This is a genomic window from Bacillus sp. FSL M8-0166 (assembly GCF_038008825.1).
Taxonomy (GTDB): domain Bacteria; phylum Bacillota; class Bacilli; order Bacillales; family Bacillaceae; genus Bacillus; species Bacillus safensis.
On sequence record NZ_JBBOZZ010000001.1, the window covers coordinates 236,591 to 259,266 of the forward strand.

The 22,676-nt window shown below is 39.7% G+C and carries 42 protein-coding genes; 40 read left to right on the plus strand and 2 right to left on the minus strand.

The features are described from left to right. The first annotated feature begins 244 nt into the window (after positions 1-244). The 5 genes from NSS92_RS01260 (at position 245) to NSS92_RS01280 (ending at position 4,798) form a co-directional block, all read left to right on the plus strand. Positions 245-853 (plus strand): succinate dehydrogenase cytochrome b558 subunit, encoded by a 609-nt coding sequence (locus NSS92_RS01260; protein WP_058015127.1) that lies wholly within the window; start codon positions 245-247, stop codon positions 851-853. Positions 854-890: 37 nt separating this feature from the next. Continuing rightward, positions 891-2,651 carry a succinate dehydrogenase flavoprotein subunit gene (sdhA, locus tag NSS92_RS01265; RefSeq protein WP_048239041.1) on the plus strand — a complete coding sequence of 587 codons (1,761 nt, stop codon included), beginning with the start codon at positions 891-893 and terminating at the stop codon, positions 2,649-2,651. Position 2,652: 1 nt separating this feature from the next. Then, positions 2,653-3,417 (plus strand): succinate dehydrogenase iron-sulfur subunit, encoded by a 765-nt coding sequence (sdhB, locus tag NSS92_RS01270; protein WP_024427169.1) that lies wholly within the window; start codon positions 2,653-2,655, stop codon positions 3,415-3,417. A 120-nt stretch (positions 3,418-3,537) separates the two neighbouring features. Beyond that, a complete protein-coding gene (locus tag NSS92_RS01275) occupies positions 3,538-3,999 on the plus strand; it encodes an acyl-CoA thioesterase (protein WP_044335316.1) in 462 nt (153 codons plus the stop codon). 79 nt (positions 4,000-4,078) lie between these two features. Further along, on the plus strand, positions 4,079-4,798 hold the full coding sequence (locus NSS92_RS01280) for a biotin--[acetyl-CoA-carboxylase] ligase (RefSeq protein ID WP_340866782.1): 720 nt from the start codon (positions 4,079-4,081) through the stop codon (positions 4,796-4,798). Positions 4,799-4,825: 27 nt separating this feature from the next. Here the strand turns inward: NSS92_RS01280 and NSS92_RS01285 are convergent, their stop codons facing one another. Continuing rightward, positions 4,826-5,956 (minus strand): 2-methylaconitate cis-trans isomerase PrpF family protein, encoded by a 1,131-nt coding sequence (locus NSS92_RS01285; RefSeq protein WP_340866783.1) that lies wholly within the window; start codon positions 5,954-5,956, stop codon positions 4,826-4,828. Positions 5,957-6,091: 135 nt separating this feature from the next. Here NSS92_RS01285 and NSS92_RS01290 point away from each other — a divergent pair, with 135 nt between their 5' ends. The 5 genes from NSS92_RS01290 (at position 6,092) to NSS92_RS01310 (ending at position 10,240) form a co-directional block, all read left to right on the plus strand. Further along, positions 6,092-6,952 (plus strand): LysR family transcriptional regulator, encoded by an 861-nt coding sequence (locus tag NSS92_RS01290; protein WP_024423208.1) that lies wholly within the window; start codon positions 6,092-6,094, stop codon positions 6,950-6,952. A gap of 153 nt (positions 6,953-7,105) precedes the next feature. Continuing rightward, entirely contained in the window at positions 7,106-8,422 is a 1,317-nt protein-coding gene (locus NSS92_RS01295) for a CitMHS family transporter (RefSeq protein ID WP_267587173.1), read from the plus strand. Between the two features lie 206 nt (positions 8,423-8,628). Next, the gene (locus NSS92_RS01300) at positions 8,629-8,841 is read left to right on the plus strand and encodes a helix-turn-helix domain-containing protein (RefSeq protein ID WP_073206862.1); all 213 of its coding nucleotides are present in this window, start codon (positions 8,629-8,631) and stop codon (positions 8,839-8,841) included. Positions 8,842-8,982: 141 nt separating this feature from the next. Beyond that, entirely contained in the window at positions 8,983-10,086 is a 1,104-nt protein-coding gene (locus NSS92_RS01305) for an AimR family lysis-lysogeny pheromone receptor (protein WP_335371158.1), read from the plus strand. Positions 10,087-10,105: 19 nt separating this feature from the next. Then, entirely contained in the window at positions 10,106-10,240 is a 135-nt protein-coding gene (locus NSS92_RS01310; protein WP_268381859.1) for a hypothetical protein, read from the plus strand. Between the two features lie 224 nt (positions 10,241-10,464). Here the strand turns inward: NSS92_RS01310 and NSS92_RS01315 are convergent, their stop codons facing one another. Then, positions 10,465-10,893, minus strand: a complete 429-nt coding sequence (locus NSS92_RS01315) for a helix-turn-helix domain-containing protein (RefSeq protein WP_268381860.1) — start codon at positions 10,891-10,893, stop codon at positions 10,465-10,467. 170 nt (positions 10,894-11,063) lie between these two features. Between NSS92_RS01315 and NSS92_RS01320 the strand changes: the two genes are divergently transcribed. The 30 genes from NSS92_RS01320 to NSS92_RS01465 all read left to right on the plus strand — a co-directional run bounded on the left by NSS92_RS01320 (position 11,064) and on the right by NSS92_RS01465 (position 22,627). Further along, the gene (locus tag NSS92_RS01320) at positions 11,064-11,267 is read left to right on the plus strand and encodes a helix-turn-helix domain-containing protein (RefSeq protein WP_135226595.1); all 204 of its coding nucleotides are present in this window, start codon (positions 11,064-11,066) and stop codon (positions 11,265-11,267) included. 80 nt (positions 11,268-11,347) lie between these two features. After that, the gene (locus NSS92_RS01325; RefSeq protein WP_323648318.1) at positions 11,348-11,500 is read left to right on the plus strand and encodes a hypothetical protein; all 153 of its coding nucleotides are present in this window, start codon (positions 11,348-11,350) and stop codon (positions 11,498-11,500) included. A 61-nt stretch (positions 11,501-11,561) separates the two neighbouring features. After that, complete coding sequence (locus NSS92_RS01330) at positions 11,562-12,422, plus strand: conserved phage C-terminal domain-containing protein (RefSeq protein WP_335371157.1); 861 nt, start codon at positions 11,562-11,564, stop codon at positions 12,420-12,422. Continuing rightward, positions 12,361-13,227, plus strand: a complete 867-nt coding sequence (locus NSS92_RS01335) for an ATP-binding protein (RefSeq protein WP_335371156.1) — start codon at positions 12,361-12,363, stop codon at positions 13,225-13,227. The genes NSS92_RS01330 and NSS92_RS01335 overlap by 62 nt, the downstream gene beginning before the upstream one ends. A gap of 108 nt (positions 13,228-13,335) precedes the next feature. Further along, positions 13,336-13,491, plus strand: coding sequence for a DUF6906 family protein (locus NSS92_RS01340; protein ID WP_164071250.1), 156 nt, complete (start codon positions 13,336-13,338; stop codon positions 13,489-13,491). Next, positions 13,488-14,018 (plus strand): hypothetical protein, encoded by a 531-nt coding sequence (locus NSS92_RS01345; protein ID WP_335371155.1) that lies wholly within the window; start codon positions 13,488-13,490, stop codon positions 14,016-14,018. The genes NSS92_RS01340 and NSS92_RS01345 overlap by 4 nt, the downstream gene beginning before the upstream one ends. A 108-nt stretch (positions 14,019-14,126) precedes the next feature. Beyond that, on the plus strand, positions 14,127-14,261 hold the full coding sequence (locus tag NSS92_RS01350; RefSeq protein WP_117590493.1) for a BH0509 family protein: 135 nt from the start codon (positions 14,127-14,129) through the stop codon (positions 14,259-14,261). 15 nt (positions 14,262-14,276) lie between these two features. Next, a complete protein-coding gene (locus tag NSS92_RS01355; RefSeq protein WP_335371154.1) occupies positions 14,277-14,450 on the plus strand; it encodes a hypothetical protein in 174 nt (57 codons plus the stop codon). A 63-nt stretch (positions 14,451-14,513) separates the two neighbouring features. After that, a complete protein-coding gene (locus NSS92_RS01360) occupies positions 14,514-14,723 on the plus strand; it encodes an XtrA/YqaO family protein (protein WP_017358222.1) in 210 nt (69 codons plus the stop codon). Positions 14,724-14,757: 34 nt separating this feature from the next. Beyond that, the gene (locus tag NSS92_RS01365) at positions 14,758-15,006 is read left to right on the plus strand and encodes a hypothetical protein (protein WP_335371153.1); all 249 of its coding nucleotides are present in this window, start codon (positions 14,758-14,760) and stop codon (positions 15,004-15,006) included. Beyond that, complete coding sequence (locus NSS92_RS01370; RefSeq protein ID WP_335371152.1) at positions 15,003-15,389, plus strand: hypothetical protein; 387 nt, start codon at positions 15,003-15,005, stop codon at positions 15,387-15,389. The genes NSS92_RS01365 and NSS92_RS01370 overlap by 4 nt, the downstream gene beginning before the upstream one ends. Continuing rightward, positions 15,389-15,655, plus strand: coding sequence for a hypothetical protein (locus NSS92_RS01375; protein ID WP_335371151.1), 267 nt, complete (start codon positions 15,389-15,391; stop codon positions 15,653-15,655). Before NSS92_RS01370 ends, NSS92_RS01375 begins: the two co-directional genes overlap by 1 nt. After that, positions 15,652-15,903, plus strand: a complete 252-nt coding sequence (locus NSS92_RS01380; protein ID WP_335371150.1) for a hypothetical protein — start codon at positions 15,652-15,654, stop codon at positions 15,901-15,903. The genes NSS92_RS01375 and NSS92_RS01380 overlap by 4 nt, the downstream gene beginning before the upstream one ends. 27 nt (positions 15,904-15,930) lie before the next feature. Beyond that, the gene (locus NSS92_RS01385) at positions 15,931-16,323 is read left to right on the plus strand and encodes a hypothetical protein (RefSeq protein ID WP_267527892.1); all 393 of its coding nucleotides are present in this window, start codon (positions 15,931-15,933) and stop codon (positions 16,321-16,323) included. A gap of 21 nt (positions 16,324-16,344) precedes the next feature. Further along, positions 16,345-17,007, plus strand: a complete 663-nt coding sequence (locus tag NSS92_RS01390) for a dUTP diphosphatase (RefSeq protein ID WP_335371149.1) — start codon at positions 16,345-16,347, stop codon at positions 17,005-17,007. After that, entirely contained in the window at positions 17,008-17,403 is a 396-nt protein-coding gene (locus tag NSS92_RS01395) for a hypothetical protein (protein ID WP_335371148.1), read from the plus strand. It begins immediately after the preceding gene. Continuing rightward, complete coding sequence (locus NSS92_RS01400; protein ID WP_335371147.1) at positions 17,403-17,528, plus strand: hypothetical protein; 126 nt, start codon at positions 17,403-17,405, stop codon at positions 17,526-17,528. The genes NSS92_RS01395 and NSS92_RS01400 overlap by 1 nt, the downstream gene beginning before the upstream one ends. Continuing rightward, complete coding sequence (locus tag NSS92_RS01405; protein WP_335371146.1) at positions 17,525-17,701, plus strand: hypothetical protein; 177 nt, start codon at positions 17,525-17,527, stop codon at positions 17,699-17,701. Before NSS92_RS01400 ends, NSS92_RS01405 begins: the two co-directional genes overlap by 4 nt. Further along, a complete protein-coding gene (locus NSS92_RS01410; protein ID WP_340866785.1) occupies positions 17,698-18,090 on the plus strand; it encodes a hypothetical protein in 393 nt (130 codons plus the stop codon). The genes NSS92_RS01405 and NSS92_RS01410 overlap by 4 nt, the downstream gene beginning before the upstream one ends. Continuing rightward, positions 18,087-18,569 (plus strand): hypothetical protein, encoded by a 483-nt coding sequence (locus NSS92_RS01415; RefSeq protein WP_335371144.1) that lies wholly within the window; start codon positions 18,087-18,089, stop codon positions 18,567-18,569. Before NSS92_RS01410 ends, NSS92_RS01415 begins: the two co-directional genes overlap by 4 nt. Positions 18,570-18,584: 15 nt before the next feature. Then, positions 18,585-18,857, plus strand: coding sequence for a hypothetical protein (locus tag NSS92_RS01420; protein ID WP_335371143.1), 273 nt, complete (start codon positions 18,585-18,587; stop codon positions 18,855-18,857). Next, a complete protein-coding gene (locus tag NSS92_RS01425; RefSeq protein WP_335371142.1) occupies positions 18,854-19,264 on the plus strand; it encodes a hypothetical protein in 411 nt (136 codons plus the stop codon). Before NSS92_RS01420 ends, NSS92_RS01425 begins: the two co-directional genes overlap by 4 nt. 154 nt (positions 19,265-19,418) lie before the next feature. Then, entirely contained in the window at positions 19,419-19,604 is a 186-nt protein-coding gene (locus NSS92_RS01430) for a hypothetical protein (protein WP_335371141.1), read from the plus strand. Positions 19,605-19,787: 183 nt separating this feature from the next. Next, positions 19,788-19,934, plus strand: coding sequence for a hypothetical protein (locus tag NSS92_RS01435; RefSeq protein WP_335371140.1), 147 nt, complete (start codon positions 19,788-19,790; stop codon positions 19,932-19,934). A gap of 89 nt (positions 19,935-20,023) precedes the next feature. Beyond that, positions 20,024-20,146 (plus strand): hypothetical protein, encoded by a 123-nt coding sequence (locus tag NSS92_RS01440; protein WP_257787580.1) that lies wholly within the window; start codon positions 20,024-20,026, stop codon positions 20,144-20,146. A gap of 13 nt (positions 20,147-20,159) precedes the next feature. After that, entirely contained in the window at positions 20,160-20,609 is a 450-nt protein-coding gene (locus NSS92_RS01445; protein ID WP_335371139.1) for an ArpU family phage packaging/lysis transcriptional regulator, read from the plus strand. Further along, positions 20,606-21,148 (plus strand): site-specific integrase, encoded by a 543-nt coding sequence (locus NSS92_RS01450; protein ID WP_340866786.1) that lies wholly within the window; start codon positions 20,606-20,608, stop codon positions 21,146-21,148. The genes NSS92_RS01445 and NSS92_RS01450 overlap by 4 nt, the downstream gene beginning before the upstream one ends. A gap of 239 nt (positions 21,149-21,387) precedes the next feature. Next, positions 21,388-21,759, plus strand: coding sequence for a hypothetical protein (locus NSS92_RS01455; RefSeq protein WP_340866787.1), 372 nt, complete (start codon positions 21,388-21,390; stop codon positions 21,757-21,759). 58 nt (positions 21,760-21,817) lie between these two features. Then, on the plus strand, positions 21,818-22,231 hold the full coding sequence (locus NSS92_RS01460; protein ID WP_335371137.1) for a DUF2513 domain-containing protein: 414 nt from the start codon (positions 21,818-21,820) through the stop codon (positions 22,229-22,231). A 147-nt stretch (positions 22,232-22,378) separates the two neighbouring features. Then, positions 22,379-22,627, plus strand: coding sequence for a hypothetical protein (locus NSS92_RS01465; protein WP_340869877.1), 249 nt, complete (start codon positions 22,379-22,381; stop codon positions 22,625-22,627). Positions 22,628-22,676: the final 49 nt, after the last annotated feature.

Consider the following 22,676-nt stretch of genomic DNA (forward strand, 5'->3'; position numbering starts at 1 on the left):
GTGGGCATATGATGACAGAGTTTTCCCTGAAGTCTAAGAAATTCTTATTGTAGTAAAACGAATTTTGATTTAAAACTTTTAAATTTCGGAAAATTTTAATTTATGTACGCGGTTTCTTGACGCTTTTTTGACATAGGAGTAAAATGAAATTGTCAATAAATTTGAATAAAGTGCTTACAATTGAAAGAAGCGGGGGTAAGACAATTTTCAAGCAATTGCACTTTTTTTACTAGGGGGTAAAGTAATGTCGGGGAACAAAGAATTTTTTTATCGGAGATTGCATTCTTTGCTTGGCGTCATTCCGGTCGGTCTATTTTTAATACAGCACTTAGTGGTTAACCACTTTGCGACAAATGGACCAGAGGCGTTTAACAAAGCTGCACACTTTATGGAACAGCTTCCTTTCAGATATGCACTTGAGCTGTTCGTGATTTTCTTACCACTGATCTATCATGCTGTTTATGGGGTGTACATAGCCTTTACGGCACAAAACAACACGTCTCGCTTCAGTTACTTAAGAAACTGGCTGTTCAGACTGCAAAGGATTTCAGGTATTATCACATTGATTTTTGTCACTTGGCACGTATGGGAAACTCGAATTCAAGCTCAGCTTGGAGCTGAAGTCAACTATGACATGATGGCGAATATTTTAAGCTCTCCATTTATGCTAGGCTTCTATATTGTCGGCGTTTTATCTACTATTTTCCACTTTGCTAATGGCTTGTGGTCATTTGCTGTCAGCTGGGGAATTACCGTTTCACCACGCTCACAACGAATCTCCACATATGTGACATTAGGTATATTTATAGCGCTTTCATATGTAGGGCTAAGAGCAATTTTCGCTTTTGTTTAAGAGGAAATAGATTAGTAGAAGAGGGAGAGGGGCTACAATGAGTAATTCTAGCATCATCGTTGTCGGAGGCGGCTTAGCTGGTCTCATGGCAACTATTAAAGCAGCAGAAGCGGGAACAGCTGTTCAACTATTTTCAATCGTACCTGTGAAACGTTCGCATTCTGTATGTGCACAGGGCGGAATCAACGGAGCGGTCAATACAAAAGGTGAAGGGGATTCACCTTATGAGCATTTTGATGACACGGTATACGGCGGAGATTTCTTAGCCAACCAGCCGCCAGTAAAGGCAATGTGTGAAGCAGCGCCGTCCATTATCCACTTACTTGATCGTATGGGTGTTATGTTTAATAGAACACCAGAGGGATTATTGGACTTCCGCCGCTTCGGGGGAACACAGCACCACCGTACAGCGTTTGCTGGAGCTACAACAGGCCAGCAGCTATTATATGCACTGGATGAGCAGGTTCGCCGCTATGAAGTAGCAGGACTTGTCACGAAATATGAAGGCTGGGAATTCCTTGGCGCTGTTTTAGATGACGAGGAAGTGTGCCGCGGGATTGTCGCACAGAACTTGACGACAATGGAAATTGAATCCTTCCGTTCAGATGCGGTCATCATGGCAACAGGCGGTCCTGGAATCGTGTTCGGTAAATCAACGAACTCCATGATTAACACTGGATCTGCTGCATCCATCGTCTATCAGCAAGGTGCACACTATGCAAATGGAGAATTCATTCAAATTCACCCAACAGCGATCCCAGGAGATGACAAGCTTCGTCTTATGAGTGAATCAGCTCGTGGTGAAGGCGGACGTGTTTGGACATATAAAGACGGAAAGCCTTGGTACTTCCTTGAAGAAAAATACCCAGCATACGGGAACCTTGTACCGCGTGACATCGCAACGCGTGAAATCTTTGACGTATGTGTCGAGCAAAAGCTTGGCATCAACGGAGAGAACATGGTATATCTCGATCTTTCTCACAAAGATCCAAAAGAGCTTGATATTAAGCTTGGCGGAATCATTGAAATCTATGAAAAATTCATGGGTGATGACCCGCGTAAGCTGCCGATGAAAATCTTCCCAGCTGTTCATTACTCAATGGGCGGATTATGGGTCGACTATGATCAAATGACGAATATCAAAGGTCTGTTCGCTGCCGGAGAATGTGATTACTCAATGCACGGCGGAAACAGACTTGGTGCAAACTCACTTCTTTCTGCGATTTACGGCGGAATGGTCGCTGGACCAAATGCGGTGAAGTACATTAGCGGTCTTGAGAAATCTGCGGAAGACCTTTCTTCTGCAACATTTGACAGCGCTGTGAAGAAAGAGCAGGAGAAATGGGACAACATCCTCAGCATGGATGGTACAGAAAATGCATACGTGCTTCATAAAGAGCTTGGAGAATGGATGACGGATAATGTCACAGTGGTTCGTTACAATGACAAACTCTTAAAAACAGATCAGAAGATCGAAGAACTAATGGAGCGCTACAAGAAGATCAACATCAATGATACCGCATCATGGAGCAACCAAGGCGCTGCCTTCACGCGTCAGCTTGACAACATGCTTCAGCTGGCAAGAGTCATTACGATCGGGGCATATAACCGGAATGAAAGCCGAGGCGCACACTATAAACCGGAATTCCCAGAGAGAAACGATGAAGAATTCCTTAAAACAACGATGGCTACGTTCAAAGGGAAAAATCAAAAGCCTGCATTCCACTATGAGGACGTCGATGTATCGTTAATTGCACCTCGTAAACGAGATTACTCGAAGAAAAAGGTGGAGAAATAAGATGAGTGAAAAAAACACAATTCATTTCATAATCACACGTCAAGATACAGCAGATGGAAAGTCTTATGATGAGGAATTCGAAATCCCTTACCGTCCGAATATGAACGTCATTTCCGCACTCATGGAAATTAGACGTAACCCGGTCAATAAACAAGGTGAAAAAACAACGGCGATCAACTGGGATATGAACTGTCTTGAAGAGGTGTGCGGAGCTTGTTCTATGGTCATTAATGGAAAACCGCGCCAGTCATGTACAGCACTAATTGATCAGTTAGATCAGCCGATCCGTCTCCAGCCGATGAAGACATTCCCGGTCGTGAGAGACTTGCAGGTTGATAGAAGCCGTATGTTCAACTCCTTGAAAAAAGTTAAAGCATGGGTGCCGATCGATGGCACATATGATCTTGGACCTGGACCAAGAATGCCTGAGAAAAAACGTCAATGGGCGTATGAGCTTTCTAAATGTATGACATGTGGTGTCTGCCTTGAAGCTTGTCCAAACGTGAATGATAAGTCTTCCTTTATGGGCCCTGCACCGCTTTCGCAAGTACGTTTATTTAACGCACATCCGACAGGTGCGATGAATAAGTCTGACCGTCTAGAAGAAATTATGGGTGACGGCGGTCTTGCGAACTGCGGGAACTCTCAAAACTGTGTGCAGGCTTGTCCGAAAGGAATCCCGCTGACAACGTCAATTGCAGCACTTAACCGAGATACAACATTACAAGCTTTTCGTAACTTCTTCGGGAGCGATCACGCAGAATAACATCACATTCAGTCCTCTTTGCCAATCATGATGAGTGTTACAAGAGGCTGGATGGAACACAAAATAAACGCCTCTTCCAATATGGGAGAGGCGTTTATTGATGAATAAGGAGATGATGAAGTGAGACTTCCGTCATATATTGAAGAACCATTTGAAGAATGGAGAGCATCCTTTCGATTTTATGTCGAAACGACTGTCCGTTTTTCAGAAACGGATATGTTTGGCCATATGAACAATGTCACCCCTTTTGTATATTTTGAAGAAGCACGGATTGCCTTTTTTCAAAAAACAGGAATTGTGGATAAACGAATGAAACGTGTGAAAGAGACGATTACAGTCGTGGCAAACCTGCAATGTGATTACATCAAACAGGTGGAGATTGGAGAGAGACTTCGTGTGTATGTAAAGCCAGAAAAAGTCGGATCAAGCTCACTCATCCTTCATTATTTAGGAGAAAACGAACAGCAGGAACCATGCTTTACAGGTTCAGTCACGATGGTGCAAATTAATAAAGAAACAGGCGCTTCTGTTCCATTTACAGAGGAAGAAAAAGAGACATTTCAAGCTCAACGAAATAAGTAACATAGAGCCCTCATCATCGTGTAAGCTTCATTTTGTTATAATAAAAGGATCATATCAAGAAGAAACAAAAGGAGAACACATGAAGATTTTTCAATATGACACCATTGATAGTACAAATAATGAAGCAAAAAGGCTTATGCAAAAAGGAGAGAAGCCCTCATTTGCTGTCTATGCACATCAGCAGACAGCAGGAAGAGGCAGGCTAGGCAGACCGTGGGAAACGCCTGCAGGGAATGTCGCTTTGACCATGACGGTTTTGCCGCCAGAAGAACTCTCCACCCAGTCAACGATTGCTCCGCTGACGGCACTAGCGATCTACGATGTACTCAAACCTCTCATGAGGGCTGAGGATCAGCTGGCGATTAAATGGCCAAATGATATTCTTATTAATGAGGCAAAAATATCAGGCACATTGATTGAAGCGGACCGTAACGCCATTTATATTGGGGTTGGCATCAATGTGAAGACAAAGCCGGAGCATGTTCCGTACAAAACCATTTGCCTATCAGAACTTACAGAGGTAAAAGCCGATCAGCTTGTGAAGGAACTTGCCACGGCTTTTGAAAAATATCATACACGCTGGAAGAATGAAGGGTTTGAAGCACTCACTGCCCTCTACAACAAACGATTATATCGTCTTCATAAACCGCTGCGGATTTCGTTAGACCGAGAAAAACAAACATGGGAAGAGGGCATTTGCTGCGGAGTCAACCGCTACGGTCATCTCCAGCTAAAAGATGAGAAAGGGCAGATAAAAGCTCATTCTGCCGGAGATATAGATGCACCGCTTCAGCATTAAAAAAAGCAGACGATGTTCTCGTCTGCTTTAAGCTTCTCTTTTAATATGAGGCTGAATCACATAGTCTTGTTTTGTGAAGACAACTCCATCTAGAATTTCTCTTGCAGTTCGAATGACTTTGACTCTGTTTTGAGAGATGTCAATTTCCGTTTGCATAATACCAGCAGGATGCCCAATACGAAGGGTGTCATCTTGTCCTTGAAACAGCTGAGAAGGAAGCGTTTCATCTAAGAAACAGCTGGCTGTCACGCAGACAGAGCCGGTAATGGCAAGTGCTTGGTGCGGTCGTTGCATCGATAGCATACGAACGATGATGTCCATATCTGCTGCTCGTCTCAAGATTCCATTTGTATCTACATAATCAGCAGGCTCGCTAATGAGCGCAAGCTTTGGAACAGCTGGAGACTGTAATGTGGCCATTTCTTTTGGTGCAAAGTGACACATTTCAGCAGCGAGAGAACGAATTTCTTCTAAATCATCCAGTAATTCGTCTGTAAACTCTTCAGGCAATTCAGTTCCTTTTAATTGAATATCTTTGGCACGAATAAAGGCAATTGGATTTGCAATGTCAACGATCGAGATTAGAATCTCCCCAAACTTTGTTTGAATCGTATCAATTTTATTTCCAGTCGGAAAGGTTTTACCTGTGACAGCGCCTTCAGGTTTCTCAAAGGATAAATAAATGGGAGAACCAGTTCCTTTTACTCCTGGAATTTCTGCCTGTCCTTCAAATTTTACTTCTCCATTTTCGACTTCGACCTCTGCCGTAATGACTTTATTTGTATTGGTATTGAGGATACGTACAGTCGTAATGGGCTCAACCGCTTGAACAAGTCCTTTAATGATTGCATACGGCCCAACGGCTGATGAGATGTTCCCGCAGTTTCCTTTAAAGTCGACAAATCTCTCATTAATGCTGACTTGTGCAAATGTATAGTTCACATCCACATCCGGGCGTGTGGCTTTATCGATAATGGCCACTTTGCTTGTTAAAGAATTACCGCCGCCGATTCCATCGACCTGCAGCCGGTCAGGGCTGCCCATAATGTCTAATAGAAATGCTTCGAGCTCATCGTGTTCATATGGTGCATTGTCAGCGTGAATGAATACCCCTTTACTTGTACCGCCTCGCATGATTGTGATTGGAACTTTTCTCATTACTCTCACCCTCAATTTTTAATTAACTGTTTATCTAACCAAAATGGTAAAGTATAATAAGAAATAAGTTAAATACATTATTTTGAGAGAAATCGATAAAAATATTTTATAATTAGTAAAAAAGGAGGGCAAACAATGGATGAAAAAGATTGGCGGTTTTTAAAGGTACTTTATGAAGAAAAGAACATTACAAAAGCGGCAGAAAAATTATTTGTCTCTCAGCCTGCCTTAAGCTATCGATTGAAACAGCTTGAAGAGGAGTTTGATATGAAGCTTTTCTTTAAAAGAAAACGAGGAATTGAATTTACATCAGAGGGCGAATACTTGGCTAAATATGCAAATGACATGCTCAAACAGCTGCAGCAAACGAAAGATGGCATGCTCAATATGCAAAAAAAGGTCAAAGGAACGATCCGATTGGGGGTCTCAAGTAACTTTGCCCAGTATAAACTGCCAGAAATATTAAAAGAATTTTCTAAGCAGTATCCACATGTTCAATTCATGGTCAACACAGGCTGGAGCACAAAGGTAATGGATTTATTAGGAACATCAAGTGTGCATTTAGGGATTTTAAGAGGCGATTATGACTGGAATGGAGAGCGTTTTTTGCTCGATAAAGAGCGTCTTTGCATCATTTCAAAATCAGAAATTCAGCTAAAGGATCTCCCGAATCTGCCGCTCATTGACTATCATACAGACAGTTCATTAAAACGGCTGATTAACAGATGGTGGCAGGAAACATTCACAATGCCTCCGCTTGTGACGATGGAAACAGACCGTCAGGATACATCAAAAGAGATGGTGAAGCATGGTTTAGGCTATGCCATTGTCCCAGAAATTTGCCTCAGACCAAGTGATGAGTTATTTGTAAAAGGTCTTTCGTATAAAGATGGACAGCCTGTTTTAAGAGATACATGGCTCATGTACCAGCCAGACTCACTTCATTTGTCTGTTGTGAAAGCGTTCATTGAGTTTTTAAGAAATCAGCAAGGTTGATTATAAAAGAAATTTATTGAATAGACGAAAAAATCAATATTTTCATTATAAAAAAAGCTATTATATCCTTGAAATAGAAAGCGCTAACATATAGATCGCAAGTGCAAGGGGGCGCTTGCAGATCATGTAAAGAAGAGGATGGAGGGATATAAAGTGCTAGCTATTTTAGGGATCTTGATGGTCTTGACATTTACATTTCTCATTATGACAAAACGTATGCATCCGGTGGTGGCTCTAACCGTTGTACCTATCATATTTGCATTGATCGGCGGCTTTAACAAAGGGTTAGGGGACATGATGCTTGATGGACTGAAAACTGTTGCACCATCAGCTGCTTTATTGTTATTTGCGATTTTATTCTTCGGTGTCATGCTGGATGCTGGATTGTTTGATCCTCTGATTAAACTCATTCTACGTATTGTAAAAGGTGATCCTGTCAAAATTGCTTTTGGGGTAGCGATTTTGTCTATGCTTGTTGCATTAGATGGTGACGGAACAACAACGTACATGATTACCGTATCAGCTATGCTGCCACTTTTCTTAAGAATTGGGATGAACCCATTAATTTTAGGAACAATTTCATTATTATCATTAGGAATTATGAGCGGAATGACACCATGGGGCGGTCCAGCTACTCGTGCAATCGCGGCGCTTGGATTAGATGCAGGCGAATTTTTCATTCCATTACTCCCAACGATGGTTGGAGGCGGTCTTTTTATACTTTTTACTGCTTATGTACTTGGGAAAAAAGAAAGAAAACGGATTGGAATTGCAGAAATTCAGCACAAAGAAGAGGTGTCCATCTCTCCTGAATTGGCTGCGTCAATTGAAGATGGAGTAGCCGATATCAAGAGACCGAATCTGATTTGGATTAACTTCTTCCTTACAGTTGCCGTGATGGTCACACTAGTCCTAGATATCATCCCAATTCCTGTACTCTTCTTAATTGGATTTGTCATTGCTCTTATGATCAACTATCCAAAGGTTGAAGATCAGCGCGAGCGAATTTTATCTCATGCAGGAAACGCATTAACGGTCATTACACTTGTATTTGCAGCAGGGATTTTCACAGGGATCTTTTCTGGAACAAAAATGGTCGAGTCCATTGCCAATTTGGTCATTTACATGATTCCAGATTCCTACAGCTCATTTTTCCCGCTGATTGTTGCTTTGACGAGTATGCCATTTACATTTGTTCTTTCAAATGATGCTTACTATTTCGGGGTGCTGCCAATCTTGGCTGAAGCCGGCGCAGCTTACGGGATTGATCCGGTGGAAATTGCACGTGCTTCTATCATAGGGCAGCCTGTCCACTTACTGAGTCCGCTTGTAGCTTCAACACTGCTGCTTGTCAGTATGCTGAACAAAGATATTGGTGATTTGCAAAAATATGCACTGCTATGGACCGTGTTAACTGCCCTTTTTACAACACTTATTGCATTGTTAACAGGCGCCATTTCAATCTTTTAAATACCACGCAAAAAAGGACGATGTCTCGTTGAGGAGACTCGTCCTTTTTTGCGTGGATGAAAGCGAAGTAAATTGGACGCTGATATGCGGGATTTCTTGATTTTAACGTCACCTACCTCAGGCACCCGGCATATGATATCTCGACTATACAGAATCCCATTCTATAGAGACTAGAGCTCTCACCTTAGCAAGGAGGGTTACAATACTTGAAGGAGAAAGAGTTTCAATCCAAGCCGCTATTAACCAAAAGAGAAAGAGAAGTATTCGAATTGCTCGTCCAAGATAAAACTACAAAAGAAATTGCAAGCGAGCTTTTTATTAGCGAAAAGACTGTTCGAAATCATATTTCGAATGCTAAGCATACCTTTTACAAATTAATTCCTCGAATAAACAAAATAACTCCAAAAGTCATATGTTAATAAGTTACACAAAAGGATTATAATTGAACTAAAAGAAGTAATTACTTATGTATTAGAGCAAAAATTCATACTTCTGCGACAATTTCCGACAACATTTTTTTGTACTTCATGATAAATTTAACAATGGTAAGGTGATCATATATGACAAGTACAATCGCGAAAGACTTACGGACACATTTAAGAAACTCAATTGAAATGTCTAAAGAAAGTCAAAAACAAGTTGCAGCAAAGCTGGGTATAAGCAGTAGTTATTTAAGTAAATTTTTAAATGGCAAGGATGTCTCGTTCTGGATTGTTCATAAGATCATTAATCACATTGACAAAGAGAACGAAATCGAACTTATTTTGGATTATTTTAAAGAAGGCATTAGTTCTAAAAATATTCCTGCTGCTTTAGAATATTGTTATTCCAAGCAATTGTACGATTATACAAGTGTTCTTGCACAGGAGTACAAAAATAAAAGAAATTCAAAAACTCAGGAATTATGTTCTTTATATTCGTTAATGTTAGAGTCAAGATTTATATTCGAAAGTAATACTTTTTTAGATAACCTGAGAAATTTCAAAAACACCTTTTTGGAAACTGAAATTATGGTGAAGGTCTTACAAGTCTATTATTATTATTTGAACGGCCATTATGATTTAACTATTTATACGATTGATCAAATAAATGACTTGTTGTTTCAGGTTAATGATCCGTTTCTAAAAATGGCATACGGTGCTAGGGTAGATGAAATTCAAGTCAATATTTACTTGAAGCAAAAAACAGAATTAATACAATCACGAAAAATCGCTAACAGAATTTTGGATAGGAATTTCAGCACGGCTCACAACATTACTGCTTATCATATTTTAGGTCTTTCTTATTTTCCAGAATCCTATGAACAGTCAATTTCTTATTATCTTAAATGTATTGAACTTTATTCGAAATTTCCTGATAGACAGGCCGAAATTCTGGAAAATAAAGAAGAAATATCGTTTCTTCAAAAGTACTGGAATAAAAGTATTCATGACGAATTTGCAGTAAGTGAATTCTCCTTGTTATTAAAACAAGATGGGGATTTAAGCAAATATTATAAAGATGAGAGATATCATAAATATGCGCTTCTTTTTGATGGAATAAAAGAATCTTCATCAGAAAAATTGCTATTATCACATCATTATTTTTCAAAAAGCAAAGATTATTTCAGGGCAAGTTTCCCAAAAAATGAATTGAATAGAATTGGATTTAGGTATACACTCTAAGAGTTAGGGGGTGCTATACATGAATAAACGTTTCAATGTAATTGTTTTAACAGTTACACTAGGAGCAACAATAGTTGTTTCGGAAATTCACTCACTTATCACTAACAACCCAGAAACAATATATGAAACAAAAGATGTAAGACCGGGAATGTAAATATAAGATGTTAAAAAGACGCTACCATAATCAGGTATCGTCTTTCGTGTTTTCTGGGGAAGTTTCCTGTTTTCAAAAAAAACGAAAACAGGAAATTCTTTTAAATATTTCTAATATGGATTAAAATATAAACAGAACAAATGTTCCTTGGAGGGAAGAGAAATGGCTATAAAATATGAAGAATTAATGGAAATCTTAGAAGCAACAAAAAAAGAAGATCAAAATCAATCCTCTTCAGGTGAATCGTCTTCTAAAAATTTAGCCTTAGAAGCTCTGTAATTTTTAAGGGCATCTAACATGAAATTACGTTCATCATCTGTTATTTGTTTGCCCTCTGCATCTATAATGTTTGCATTTTTGATATTCTCAAGAGTTAGTTCTTTCGCGAAAACTACTTTCTCAGCTTCTTTACCCATTTTTTCAAGGTCACTTGGATCAGTCACAAAGTAAGTGGGATCAACATTGAAAAAATCTGCAAGTTTGGTCAAAGCCTCCAAAGAGGGACTTTTGATTTTGCCCGTTTCGAGTTTTGATAAATAGCCGTTACTTAAACCAACTTCTTGAGCGAGCTTTCTAATAGATAGTTTGGGTTTTTGCTCTTGTCTTAGTCTTTTTAAGTTTATTCCGATTAACTCATTTTTCTTGTTATCCATAAAATAAAGTCACCTCGATTTAACGCCACTGATTAGTAACAACAACTTTAATTATATCATGTTTAAGATTCCTATAAGAAACATTTATGAAATTTATGGTTGCACTAAAAGTAGAAGGATGGTATATTTTACTTGTGCTTCCTAAAGGAAGCGTTCGGGAGGTGAAAACAATGGACCGCGAAACTGTTTCTTTTGCAGAAAAAATCAAAAAAATAAGGTCAGAAAGAAATGAAACTCAACGTCAATTCGGCTTGGTTACAGGGTTTTCTAGTTCATATATTTGCAAGTTAGAAAAAGGAAAAGCTAACCCGTCGCACTCTTCTTTAGTTAAATTAAGCGAAAAACTAAATTTGCCACCAGCTTATTTTTTTTAAACTGAGTGCTTCCTATAGTAAGCAAAATTCGAAGGGTAGTCCCTTCGTCCACATTGCATATTATGTTTCGAGGTGATCTTATGGCTCAAAGGAAAAAAAAGAAAAAAAGCAACCTGTTCGTGGGAGAGGTTTTCTTTGGAACAGAAGATCGAGAAAAACTCTTTATTGAAGCAGTAGCGCCATATTACACAGTGGTGAAAAAAGGAAAACTTAAAGAGATAAAAGAGGCTTGAAACTTTTTGTTTCACCTTTTTTTGAAGGACAAGCTTAATCAAAAAAAGAGGTGAGTAACTCGTGGCAAAATTTCGCCATGTCTATACAACTTTTTGGCAAGATCCCAAAGTCACAGAAGAACTAACACCAGAAGATAGATATTTTTATCTGTACCTTATCACCAATCCTAACACCACTCAAATAGGAATATACCCAATTACCAAAAAGCAAATGGCTTTTGATTTAGGATACTCCATTGAGTCGGTCAACAGCTTGATGGATCGTTTTGTAAATCATCATAAACTGATCCTTTATAACAATGACACAAGGGAAATGGCAATAAAGAATTGGCCTAAATACAACTTGAATAAAGGTGGAAAGCCAATCTTAGACTGTGTCACGAAAGAATTAAGAGAGGTTAAAGATAAATCTCTTATGAGGGTACTTTATCCAAAAATCGAGAACACCAGCATCCGGGATTTATTTGAACGATACGCCGACGATACGTTACACGATACGCCGACGACAAGTGAACAAGAAGAAGAAGAAAAAGAAAAAGAAGAAGAAAAAAAAGAAATATTGTCGGGAAACCCGACTGTTGACCTTAAAACTCAAGAATCTGAAATTCCATTCAAACTGATTGTTGATCTTTTGAACAAAGTAACAGGAAAGTCTTTCAGACATTCTTCTACTGCTACACAAAGGTTAATTAAAGCACGCTGGAATGACGGGTTCAGGTTTGAAGATTTTAAAACAGTGATCCTTACAAAAACTAATCAATGGCTTAAAGACGACAAAATGAATAAATATCTGCAGCCAACGACATTGTTTGGAACAAAGTTTGAAGGATACCTGAATGAAGGTGCGGGGGTGATAAAGCATGCAGAGCATCAAATCAGTGGCGGCGGAGGCCTTAAACGCAAGAATGACATTCCATTCTGATTTTTGTGAGAAACACACTTACACAAGAGGGAACGAGGATGTCATCAAGCCTGTTCGTATGATGATTCTCAATGGCAAAGTAATCTGTCCAAGGTGTGAGCTGGAGGCAGATGAGAAGAAGATACAAAAAGAATTGGAGACTCAAATCGAGTTTAGCCAGCGGACAAAAAATTTCAACATGCTGGAGAAGCGCAGCATCTTCCGAGACAGGACCATTGCGAATGCGACGTTTGATAATTACAAAGTAACTGAGCCTGAGGAAACGGCAAATAAACGCCTCATGATGGATCTGGTTGGATATTTAAAACAAGGCAAAGTGTTTAATATCTTTCTGCAGGGTCATCCCGGAGTAGGGAAAAGTCATCTAGCTTATGCAGCACTTAAAGCACTCAATGTACCGCCTGACCCTGAAAACCCAGAAGATATGGGGAAATCATGCTTATTTGTAAACCTTGCTGATGCTGCTTTTGCCATTCAAGACTCTTTCCACAACAAAGAAAGTAAATTCACCCAAGGTTATGTAACGGGTCTTATAGGTGAAGTGGATTATCTTGTGATTGATGATGTAGGGGCTGAGACGGGATCTGAACATTCAAAGAGTGAAGCTACCAACTTTATACACAAGATACTTTATGCAGTCACATCAGCTAGACAGGATAAAGCAACGATTTACACATCCAATTTAACAGGAGACAAACTAAAACAAATGTACGATACCAAACTTGTATCACGCATGACGAAAAGATCTAAATACATTTTGTTTAGGGATACTTTTGATAAACGTGACGAGGAATTGCCGTTCTAAGGGAGTGTAAAACATGAGCAAAATCACATCTGAGAAGGTTGATAGTTTAATAGATCAGCTGGAAGTAAGTCTGAACGAATATTAAAAACATAAGGAGGCGCGCTGAATATGAAAAAAGGCGGCAGAAAACCAACACGCACAGAAAGAAAAATCCTAGTAGTGAATGGGTTAAACCCTCGTTACTGGCACGTGGAAAAGAATCTGGCAGCATCCATGCATATTGTGCATAAAGAGGTTGGGCGAAGAAAGGAAATCGCAAAATGAGTGTCACTAGAATCATCTTAGAATATGTGAATTTTGAATGGACGATCGTAGGTCTTAAACGGTTTTTGGATTACTGGTACGAAGGCAGGTCTTTAAGTGAAATGGCCGAGCTATTTCGCAGGCCAGAAGAAGAAGTGTTAATTCTGATGATTGATTTTTCGAAAAGAGGAAAGATCAAGGAGCGTCCGAACGGTGTCGGCGCAAACGAGCCTATGTACATCAAAAAGAGCGTCATGATGGCGAAGAAGCGAGAATTACGCAAGTTGTTTGAAGATCAACCCGTTTACTACGCCTGCCCGTCCAGCGACTTCATCTGGTGCGAGAGGGACATCATAGCTTTTCGGGAGATGTGGCAGGATCATGAACCGATTAGACACATCGCAAATCGTTTAGCACGCAAAGTCGATGACATCCTGTTGCTGATAATTGACCAAGCAGAGTTAGGAAAGATCGAACCACGTAAAGGCGGAGTATTCGGAAAGGAGGACAAGCAGCATGAAAAGAAAAAGCATCCTGTTGCCATTTGAGAAAGCGACAGCACGGCAATTGGAAGTGATTGCGCGGTATGAAGATTGTCCAAAACGGATCAAGACAGCAGCTGTGCGCCACCTCAAACAGAGGGGAGGCATCAAGTAATGACTAAAGAGGATAGAGCTTTAATGATCGAATGGTTGAGCCTCACGAACGTTGGGCGAGATTATTGTGAGGGCTTATCAGACGAAGAACTCGAAAGAATCTATAATCTCAACGTTCCGCAGCGTGACGAATAAAAGGAGGTGAGCATATTGGAAACTGTAGTGAATCCATACAAAGCAGGTCCAGTGAAAGCGTGGGTTATGTCAGAGGAAGAACTAGCAGCTTATAGGCAGCAGCATCCACCCAAGCCATATAAAAAGAGACTCAGACGTGTAGACTGGCGTTGGCAGCGCACAGATCAATCCGTCGAGTCTCAGTGGTAGAATTCACAAAAATGTGAGTAGTTAAGCCCATGAATCTTAATTATATCACATGGAGTGATCAAAGTGAATGAACCACAACGAATCACATTAGAAAAAAACGATCTTTTTACAGCTGATGTTGAACCGGGGAAAATTCAAGTGATTGTCCTAGACGGTATTAACAACACGGCTCATATAACAGAAGCACCAGAGCATGGACACACGATAATCGAAACCATTAAAGGCAAATTAGATCGAATACGTTTTGACTACGGATTTAAATTTAATAAATAAGCAGGGGTTCATCCCCTGCGGGGGAGGAATTGCAATGTTATCAAAAGATCAAATAAACGTTGACCTCTTTGACGAGGTGACACGGTTGAAAAAAGAAATAGAGAAAAAGAATTATCAACTTCGCGCATTCTCAATGTTTTTCTTAAGCGAACTGGATTGGGAGAAACAACAATTTAAAAGAACTAAATCTGAGTTTCGCAGAGGTGGATCAGAAGCCCTGAAAAACCTTGAGAAGCATTATGAATATGTTTTTAGAAAGCGATTGGAGGGTGAAAGAGTATGAGTCAAAAACTCAAAAAAGGTGATCTAGTCGTCATGCACTCATGCATGGAAGCGGAACTGAACGAGGGAAGAGTATGGAAGTGTAAAGGTGATGAATTTAATCCAAGCGCACCTGCTGTTTTCCTAGAAGGTTTTTCAGGACACTTCGCCGTTGAATTTCTGCAAAAAGTAGACGTGCCTGTTATTGAATCAGAAATGGACCTATACAACGAAATACAGCGCCTAAAGCAAGAATTGAGAATCTCAAACAAAAAGAACGAACAGTTTTTGAACGATTGGAAAAAAGCCGAAACACAGGCAAACAGAGCTACAGAGCAACTAGCCGATGTCACCATTGAACTGAAAAACTTACAACGATCTTTACTAATGGAGGCGGGGAAATAATGAGTCTTTCAATTACTACTTCTTCAAAAGTCGAGCTAACAAAAGAACAAGCCAAAGCAGTAGAAGCAGGCGTGAAATATTACGAATCACACGGGATGGAACGTGGCGTTAGATTAAATAGATTGTTTGTATTTGAACATTGGTTAGTAAAAAGAGGCGATACACCACCGTGGGAACTATTATTCGCACCTTTAAATGATGTTGATCCGCATGACTTAATGAGCGCTTTAACAAATGGATATGTGGTGAAGGAGGAGCAAAAATGAGTCTACCAAAACATATCGAGCTTTCTCAGGCCGTCAAAGCCTGTAAAAACAAAGCGATGACGATTGATGATGCTGCTGTCCATCTTAAAGTGCCAGAAAACGTTGTGCCGATGCTGGTGCGTGAAAATGATGACCTTGTTATAGAGGGCAATGTCGTCATGGCAAAGCGCGAGTCAAACGGACCTGTCATCTTCACGCTGCTGTTTTTCATGGGGATCATAACGATCGCTGGATTACTTGGAAATTAAACGCCTAGCGGCTTAGGAGGAAACAGGATGAGTGAACACGTGTTAGAGAAAGTTGAAACACTTAAGGAAGCGGTTGAATTTATAAAAGACAAGCTTCCAGAATATATGACGGAATTTAACAGGTACTATGAATTGTTTTTACTATACCCAATTGATGGAGGTCCTTTCTTCGTCTTTGAATCAAATTATGCCCTAGCAAGCTGGCTAGAAAGTGTTGCATGGGATGATTGGGGTTTATGGGAACTTAACGATCCTTCAGAATCGTTGAATGAAGATGTAATGGTATGGCAGTTTCACAGAGATATTCGCAAAGAAATGTTTGAGACTCTTTACAGGGATTCAAAACCATTTATAAACGGTTGGTCAAGACAGCGTAAAAAAATATGGTTTGAAGCAGTTCCATCATTCTCATTAAATTAAATTGAAAAGGGGCCAACTAAAATGAATCTTGAAAAAATGTTTAAAATGCAGTCGGAGTTAGACCGCCGAATCATCCGAGAAAAAGGGCTGGAAGGTCAAGACCTGCTGCCTAACACATATGTTGCTCTAATTACTGAACTAGGCGAGTTTGCAAATGAAGGGCGCTGGTTCAAGCATTGGAGTGATAACCAGAAGCCATGCACAGAAAGATTGATAGATTGTTCCCCTTGTAACGGTACTGGTGATGTGAATTACGAAAGAGTTGCAGAAGATGCTGAGGGCTACGGTGGTCATGAATTTATCAAATGTGAAGATTGCGACGGAGAAGGCACAGAAGGAACTAAAAACCCTCTTTTAGAGGAATATGCGGACTGCATTCACTTCTTCTTATCAATTGCGATTAAAAAGGGCTGGCATCTGTATTTATTAGAAGAATCCATTGAAGATTTCCAAAGGGAAGGCTTTGAAGGTGGACTTTCAGGAGCATTTTTAAAAATGCAGTGGCATTTACTGAACTCTCAAATGTTTAGTGATGAATACACAAAAGAATCAAATTTTCGTTTAGCATGGTGGCTATTTATTGCAATTGGAATCGTTGGCTTCGGCTTCAATCCTGAACAAATAGAACAAGCATACATGCAAAAAAACGCCGTCAATAATAAGCGGCAGCAGGAGGGATACTGAATGACGAGCGTAAAAACTGAATTAAATAGACTCATAGAGATTACTGAGAAAGTATCACCTAAAGTATTTATTAATCACAATAATGAGTTGATCTTAGTCCCAACCAAAAATATTTATTTTAGGTTAGAGGATGTCAAAACAGACCTTGATTTAAAATGTAAGGTTTTAGCTTGGCTATCTCGACCAAGTTGCAAAGGAGTAGGTCACTACTGGCAAAAGAGAGTGCTTCAAATATTCAACGAGTTTTTAGGGACTAACTTCTCTAAAGAAGAAATGGACAAGGTTTATACTCACTTAGGAAATGATGTTAATAGGGAATTGAGCATTAGTTTTATTGAATCAGGTTATGACCTGTCGGTATTGCCAAATGAACAACTAGCGAAGGAGCAAGCCTGATGGAGAAAAGAGAAGAACTCAAAGAGTTGCTTGAAAACTTGTCTTGCGAAAAAAACCTTTTGGCGCAGCAGAGGATTATTAGAGAAATTTTGAAAATGTTTGATGAGAAGGAGAGCACGGAGTGAAGCTCAATAAAAAGCAACAAAATCAAATCATAGAACGAATGAACGACTTTGTAGAAAGAGGCGTGAAATCGAATGGAGCGGATAAAGAAGCTGTTGCCGGCATGGCTACTCTTCTTTGGATGCTGCAGGTCTTAAATATTGATACTGAATCACTAAAGGAGGAAGCACGATGAAATTAAATAAACCATTAAAACTATCAAATTTACCACATCATATCGAGGTTGGTAACGAAGAGACGCATGATATTTACATGGTAGCCGAGCTTATTGATGATATTAGAGACGGTGAAGCCTCTCCTGAAGGTAACTGGTTTGTTATTAAGAGAAGACGATGGGAACCGAAAGCAAGCACCATGATTGAAAGATATATAGAGGCAGAACATGAAGACATGTATGAAAACTGGGATGAACGTGCTAACGATTGTTTTACAAAAGAAGTCGTTGAAAAAATGCAAGAAATCTTAAATCATGCTTTCAGAGGTGACTATGCAACAGCATATTGGACGTCTGAACAACGTGTAGAGATAGATATTTTGCCACAAGGAACGGAGGAAGCACAATGAACGAAAATAACCCAATTGTATATTCAGTCATCGAGAAATTGCATAAGCAGCAGGAAAAAGGCCTGCAAAAGTACGGGGTTGAGGTTGAAACATCTTCCCACGACTTAAAAGGATGGTTGCGACATGCGCAGGAAGAAGCAATTGATTTTGCGACATACCTTGAAACGGCCATTCAGTTGCTGGAAGAACAGGTTAAAAGCAAAAAAGAAGAAATGAAGTTTTATGAGACGCACGAGCCTTATTATGCATTAATCAAAGCACGGAATATCAAAAAAGCCACGGAAATTTATACTGATACCGTTGCTGATGATGATGGCAAATTAATAGAGAACATGACCGAAGTTACGGAAGCATATGCAGCAATCATATACAGCCGAGTAAATGGAGAGGACAACAATGTGATCCCGGTCAAAGAAGTGCTTGAGCATTTAACAAACGAAGAAGAAATGGTACTGATCATTGACGGGAGCCTGCTATGAGGAAGGGGAATGAAGATGAAAACTAAAAAAATCAAACTAGACATAGAAGAGACCCTAAAATACCACCGTAGCGTGTTTATTGAGGTCCCAGAAGATATACCAGAAGGTGCACTTTATGCTGTTCTTGATGATGCTGAAAAGACTTCATCGAGCGGACAAGATGTGTCTTATGTTCTTGAAAAGACAAAATGGTTAAAAGTTTTGGAGCGTTCAGATAACGATTATCGAAGTCCGTTTAGTGTGGAAGTAGAAATATCCGAAATGAGCGAAATGAGGGATGACAAATGAAAAAACTACTAATCACACTATCTATCATTGTGGCTGCGGTGCTTTATGCTCCATCTGCTGCGGCAGTAACGAGCGGATATAAAACAATTGGCGGGCATACTGTCAGCGTATCAACGGATGCCAATTCATACACACCACGTGCTAAAAGCATTGATGTGACAGCACGCAAAACAGGCAATGAAACAGTATACTACCGCTTTACCCTTCAAAAGAAGGTGAATGGCAAATGGAAGGATCAGCGGTTTAGTTTGGTCGGTTCTTTCAAAACAGCCACACCAGCAAAGGAATTTTACACAGTAAATCACACAGCAGGCACGCACCGTATCAAAATGACGATCTACAGAAACAAAAACTGGACAGGCGTAAAAGGCCATATCTATACGCCCGCTTTCGAGGTGCGGAAATGACGATCAGAACATGGCACGACTTAATAAGAAGGTATTTCCCTGCCGCTGATGATAAGCGATGTGAATTTATCTTGTGGGAAAAGACTGCTTTTCCTCTTGTACCTGTGGAAACTATTGAAAGGCAGCTACAAGAATATGCCAAGGAGGTAGCGGAATGAAAGCAGAAGACTTGCACAGCTACTATTGTGAAGATTGTGATGAATGGACATATATTGATGAGCTTAAATGGCCAGAAGACGTCAATTGCGCCCACTGTGCAACGCATGAAATTTATATGAGCGTACAGACTTACGAAAAAATCAGGCAACGGGATAAAGAACGGATGGAGAGCGGAAAATGACAAAAGGAAAAATGATCACTTTATATCCCTATTTTTGCGGAGAATGTAAAAAGCCAACATATATTGAAAAGATTAAATTGTCCGAGAATGTCCATTGCGCTCACTGCGGGAAGTACGGAATTGATATGTGCCAACAAACATATGAAAAGTTCATGGAGCAGGGCGTAGATGAGGGGGAGCGAAATGAATCAGTATAGAGTTTATGACAAAAGAACAGATGAAACATTGTTTGAGTCTAAAGATAAAACAGCTTGTTATTTTTTCATACAAAGCAATTATGACGAGAGTGACGATGATTGGGAACATATTTTCATAGATACAACTAAATAAGTCCAAGACGGAGAGCCTGCGGACACTGATCAACACCTTTTAAGGGTGCTGGTTGGTGTCCGTTTTCTTTTTGTCGGAAAGGAGCGGCCATGAAGAAGGATAAACCAAAAAAACAGCCGCAGAAGCTCACTGACAGAGATTTAAGAGAGCTGATGGGGCAAAACATGCAGAGACTGAGAAGAGCCAAAGGCGGGGCCATGCGCAGAAAATAAAGGGGGAATTATCATGAATCAAACAAGCTTAGACATTCCGCAGATCGACGAGGAAAAAACAAGATTCAAAATGGAAAAGATGATGGAAAAGTATAAAATACTTAGGTTGCAAACGCCGGAAGACTTTCTTCCAAAGATCACAACAACATACACCATTACGCCGCCGAGTTTCTCCAATCAGTTTCATTCATCGACCGAGGATGCAGCTCTTAAAAAAATGGATTGGGAAATCGAGCGTGATCAGTTCATGAAACGCATTCAGCGTGCAATTAATCGCCTTACGCAAAAAGAGCGCCGCATCTTAGTAATGCTCTATATGCAGGATGAAGAGATGTTTGATTATGAAATCTATGCAGAAATGGGTCTAAGCCAGCGGAATTATTACCGATTCAAGAATAAAGCCTTTTACCGTTTAGCCTTCGCACTTAGAGAAGAAGTGTATAAGCAGGGGGATAAATCATGAATTTTGTTCAGCCAATAAGGGACCTTGATCAGATCCATTATATAAAGAAATATCTTGGAGAGCGGAACAAAAGAAACCTGCTGCTTTTTGTGGCCGGAATCAATCTAGGCTTGAGAATATCTGATCTTCTTCAATTACGTGTCAAAGACGTTAAGAAACAATATGTGTCTTTAAGGGAGAAGAAAACAGGCAAAGAAAAAAGAATCAAGGTAAACAAGACGCTTCGGAAAGCACTAGATCAATATATTAAAGATCGCGATGATCAAGAGTATGTATTTAGAAGCAGGGAGGGGCTAAACAAGCCTATCAGCCGCAGTAGTGCATATAATATATTGAGAGAGGCAGCGGAGTATGTTGGCCTCGATAGCATAGGGACACACACACTAAGGAAAACGTTTGGCTACTGGCATTATAAGAAATTCAAGGATGTGGCCTTGCTACAAGAAATATTCAACCACTCAAGCCCAGATATTACATTGAGATATATCGGGATCACACAAGACACAATGGATAGAACAATGGACGACTTTGGCTTATAGACTCATCTGTTCAATTGGCAGGTGGGTCTTTTTTTGTGCGCTTTTTCATCAACTAACCATAATGAGAAAATGTCCAACTCATTTTAAGGAAATGGCTGAAAAGCAAGAGGGGCAAAGGATTCAGCGATTCCCTGAGTTAGACACAATATTAGATATGGTTAATTGGTGGATAATGTGGATAAGCGAAGATGATGCTGATATAATTAGAATATAATTACAGTTCGATAGGAGCGGGTTTAATGATTAGAAAGCATTTCACGGCATCTGATAAAATTCTTGAGTTTATAAGAGACCGTTATGAAGAATATGTAAATCGTATTGGTGGAAAGAAAGAAGATAACGATGTTCATTCAAATTTTCTGTTGTCTGAAAAAGTCGGCTCAACTGACCAACTTGTAAACAAATTAATTAGCACAAAATTCAATGTTCCTTTAGAACATGTTAGTGAAATGACTTTCGGTGATCTGAAAACCCGCTTTGAAGATGAGTGGTCTCAACCGATGGATAACAGTCATGCTCCAACAGCATTACTTAAATGGTTGAATAAAAGAACCGATAAAGATACTGAAAAGATGTTACAAAAGATGAAAGAGGGTATGGCAAATGATTAAAGCTATCACGAAAGGTAATTAATTTAAGAGCGGCTTCCGTTGGTGGAGGTCGCTTTTTTTGTCGGAAAATAATGCAGATGAAGAAGGGATGATTACTATAAAAAGAGACATGGATTTAATTCGTAAAATATTACTTTACTTAGAAGAAGACCAAAATCCTTTGGAGTGGCGAATTATTGAGGTTGATGGAAAAACTCTTGAAGAAGTTAGTTACCAAGTGAAATTGTTGTCTCAGGCAGGACTAATCGAAGGGAAAGATGCTACAAGAGGTCCTTATCATTTCCGATGGTTGGCCAGAAGTTTAACTCACAAAGGTCATGATTTTTTAGATAGTTTGAGGAATGAAACTGTTTATAAAAGATTGAAAGAGAAATTAGGGGAACAAATTAGTGGTATTCCACTTATGGTGATTTCTAGTGTTGGCGCAGATATGACTAAGGAGTGGGTAAAACAAAAAATAGGACTAAAATGAACTACTTATCTATGTTTGAGAATCGTATAAAAATGGCACACTTTTGGCACGATCTTGGCAAAGCATTTTGTCTGAGAGCGGTTATGATGGTATTAGGTGATAAATTGAGAGCGGCTTCCATTGCGGAGGTCGCTTTTTTATATGGAGGTGTTAGCTTTGGTAGAACTTACTGTGACATCTATGGAGCAGCGTGTTCGAGAAGTGAGAGAACCTTTCGACGAGTCGTATTTTATTGAAACCGTTAAGCGTGTTCCTTATATCGTTGCGAATGCTGAAATTAAATACGAGGGCAATTTGATTAAATCAGAGTATACATTCTTTGATGCCGAGGATATGTCTTTCAAGGAAGCACAAGAACGTATAATGAAGATGCTGGCGAATGGACTCACTGATTGATTTTGTGGAATAGATAAATGTGAAGCGCCTGTCTGTGTGACAGGTGCTT

Excerpts from the sequence above, each read along its gene's own strand:
- NSS92_RS01320 (WP_135226595.1), top strand. The coding sequence starts at position 11,064 with ATGGACCGCGAAACTGTTTCTTTTGCAGAAAAAATCAAAAAAATAAGG.
- NSS92_RS01375 (WP_335371151.1), top strand. The coding sequence starts at position 15,389 with ATGAGTCTTTCAATTACTACTTCTTCAAAAGTCGAGCTAACAAAAGAA.
- NSS92_RS01430 (WP_335371141.1), top strand. The coding sequence starts at position 19,419 with ATGAAAGCAGAAGACTTGCACAGCTACTATTGTGAAGATTGTGATGAA.
- NSS92_RS01385 (WP_267527892.1), top strand. The coding sequence starts at position 15,931 with ATGAGTGAACACGTGTTAGAGAAAGTTGAAACACTTAAGGAAGCGGTT.
- NSS92_RS01390 (WP_335371149.1), top strand. The coding sequence starts at position 16,345 with ATGAATCTTGAAAAAATGTTTAAAATGCAGTCGGAGTTAGACCGCCGA.
- NSS92_RS01325 (WP_323648318.1), top strand. The coding sequence starts at position 11,348 with ATGGCTCAAAGGAAAAAAAAGAAAAAAAGCAACCTGTTCGTGGGAGAG.
- NSS92_RS01400 (WP_335371147.1), top strand. The coding sequence starts at position 17,403 with ATGGAGAAAAGAGAAGAACTCAAAGAGTTGCTTGAAAACTTGTCTTGC.
- NSS92_RS01290 (WP_024423208.1), top strand. The coding sequence starts at position 6,092 with ATGGATGAAAAAGATTGGCGGTTTTTAAAGGTACTTTATGAAGAAAAG.
- NSS92_RS01345 (WP_335371155.1), top strand. The coding sequence starts at position 13,488 with ATGAGTGTCACTAGAATCATCTTAGAATATGTGAATTTTGAATGGACG.
- NSS92_RS01395 (WP_335371148.1), top strand. The coding sequence starts at position 17,008 with ATGACGAGCGTAAAAACTGAATTAAATAGACTCATAGAGATTACTGAG.
- NSS92_RS01335 (WP_335371156.1), top strand. The coding sequence starts at position 12,361 with ATGCAGAGCATCAAATCAGTGGCGGCGGAGGCCTTAAACGCAAGAATG.
- NSS92_RS01425 (WP_335371142.1), top strand. The coding sequence starts at position 18,854 with ATGAAAAAACTACTAATCACACTATCTATCATTGTGGCTGCGGTGCTT.
- NSS92_RS01370 (WP_335371152.1), top strand. The coding sequence starts at position 15,003 with ATGAGTCAAAAACTCAAAAAAGGTGATCTAGTCGTCATGCACTCATGC.
- NSS92_RS01450 (WP_340866786.1), top strand. The coding sequence starts at position 20,606 with ATGAATTTTGTTCAGCCAATAAGGGACCTTGATCAGATCCATTATATA.
- NSS92_RS01410 (WP_340866785.1), top strand. The coding sequence starts at position 17,698 with ATGAAATTAAATAAACCATTAAAACTATCAAATTTACCACATCATATC.
- NSS92_RS01365 (WP_335371153.1), top strand. The coding sequence starts at position 14,758 with ATGTTATCAAAAGATCAAATAAACGTTGACCTCTTTGACGAGGTGACA.
- NSS92_RS01340 (WP_164071250.1), top strand. The coding sequence starts at position 13,336 with ATGAAAAAAGGCGGCAGAAAACCAACACGCACAGAAAGAAAAATCCTA.
- NSS92_RS01415 (WP_335371144.1), top strand. The coding sequence starts at position 18,087 with ATGAACGAAAATAACCCAATTGTATATTCAGTCATCGAGAAATTGCAT.
- NSS92_RS01310 (WP_268381859.1), top strand. The coding sequence starts at position 10,106 with ATGAATAAACGTTTCAATGTAATTGTTTTAACAGTTACACTAGGAGCA.
- NSS92_RS01315 (WP_268381860.1), bottom strand. The coding sequence starts at position 10,893 with ATGGATAACAAGAAAAATGAGTTAATCGGAATAAACTTAAAAAGACTA.
- NSS92_RS01445 (WP_335371139.1), top strand. The coding sequence starts at position 20,160 with ATGAATCAAACAAGCTTAGACATTCCGCAGATCGACGAGGAAAAAACA.
- NSS92_RS01420 (WP_335371143.1), top strand. The coding sequence starts at position 18,585 with ATGAAAACTAAAAAAATCAAACTAGACATAGAAGAGACCCTAAAATAC.
- NSS92_RS01440 (WP_257787580.1), top strand. The coding sequence starts at position 20,024 with ATGAAGAAGGATAAACCAAAAAAACAGCCGCAGAAGCTCACTGACAGA.
- NSS92_RS01455 (WP_340866787.1), top strand. The coding sequence starts at position 21,388 with ATGATTAGAAAGCATTTCACGGCATCTGATAAAATTCTTGAGTTTATA.
- NSS92_RS01435 (WP_335371140.1), top strand. The coding sequence starts at position 19,788 with ATGAATCAGTATAGAGTTTATGACAAAAGAACAGATGAAACATTGTTT.
- NSS92_RS01280 (WP_340866782.1), top strand. The coding sequence starts at position 4,079 with ATGAAGATTTTTCAATATGACACCATTGATAGTACAAATAATGAAGCA.
- sdhA (WP_048239041.1), top strand. The coding sequence starts at position 891 with ATGAGTAATTCTAGCATCATCGTTGTCGGAGGCGGCTTAGCTGGTCTC.
- sdhB (WP_024427169.1), top strand. The coding sequence starts at position 2,653 with ATGAGTGAAAAAAACACAATTCATTTCATAATCACACGTCAAGATACA.
- NSS92_RS01380 (WP_335371150.1), top strand. The coding sequence starts at position 15,652 with ATGAGTCTACCAAAACATATCGAGCTTTCTCAGGCCGTCAAAGCCTGT.
- NSS92_RS01305 (WP_335371158.1), top strand. The coding sequence starts at position 8,983 with ATGACAAGTACAATCGCGAAAGACTTACGGACACATTTAAGAAACTCA.
- NSS92_RS01350 (WP_117590493.1), top strand. The coding sequence starts at position 14,127 with ATGACTAAAGAGGATAGAGCTTTAATGATCGAATGGTTGAGCCTCACG.
- NSS92_RS01260 (WP_058015127.1), top strand. The coding sequence starts at position 245 with ATGTCGGGGAACAAAGAATTTTTTTATCGGAGATTGCATTCTTTGCTT.
- NSS92_RS01285 (WP_340866783.1), bottom strand. The coding sequence starts at position 5,956 with ATGAGAAAAGTTCCAATCACAATCATGCGAGGCGGTACAAGTAAAGGG.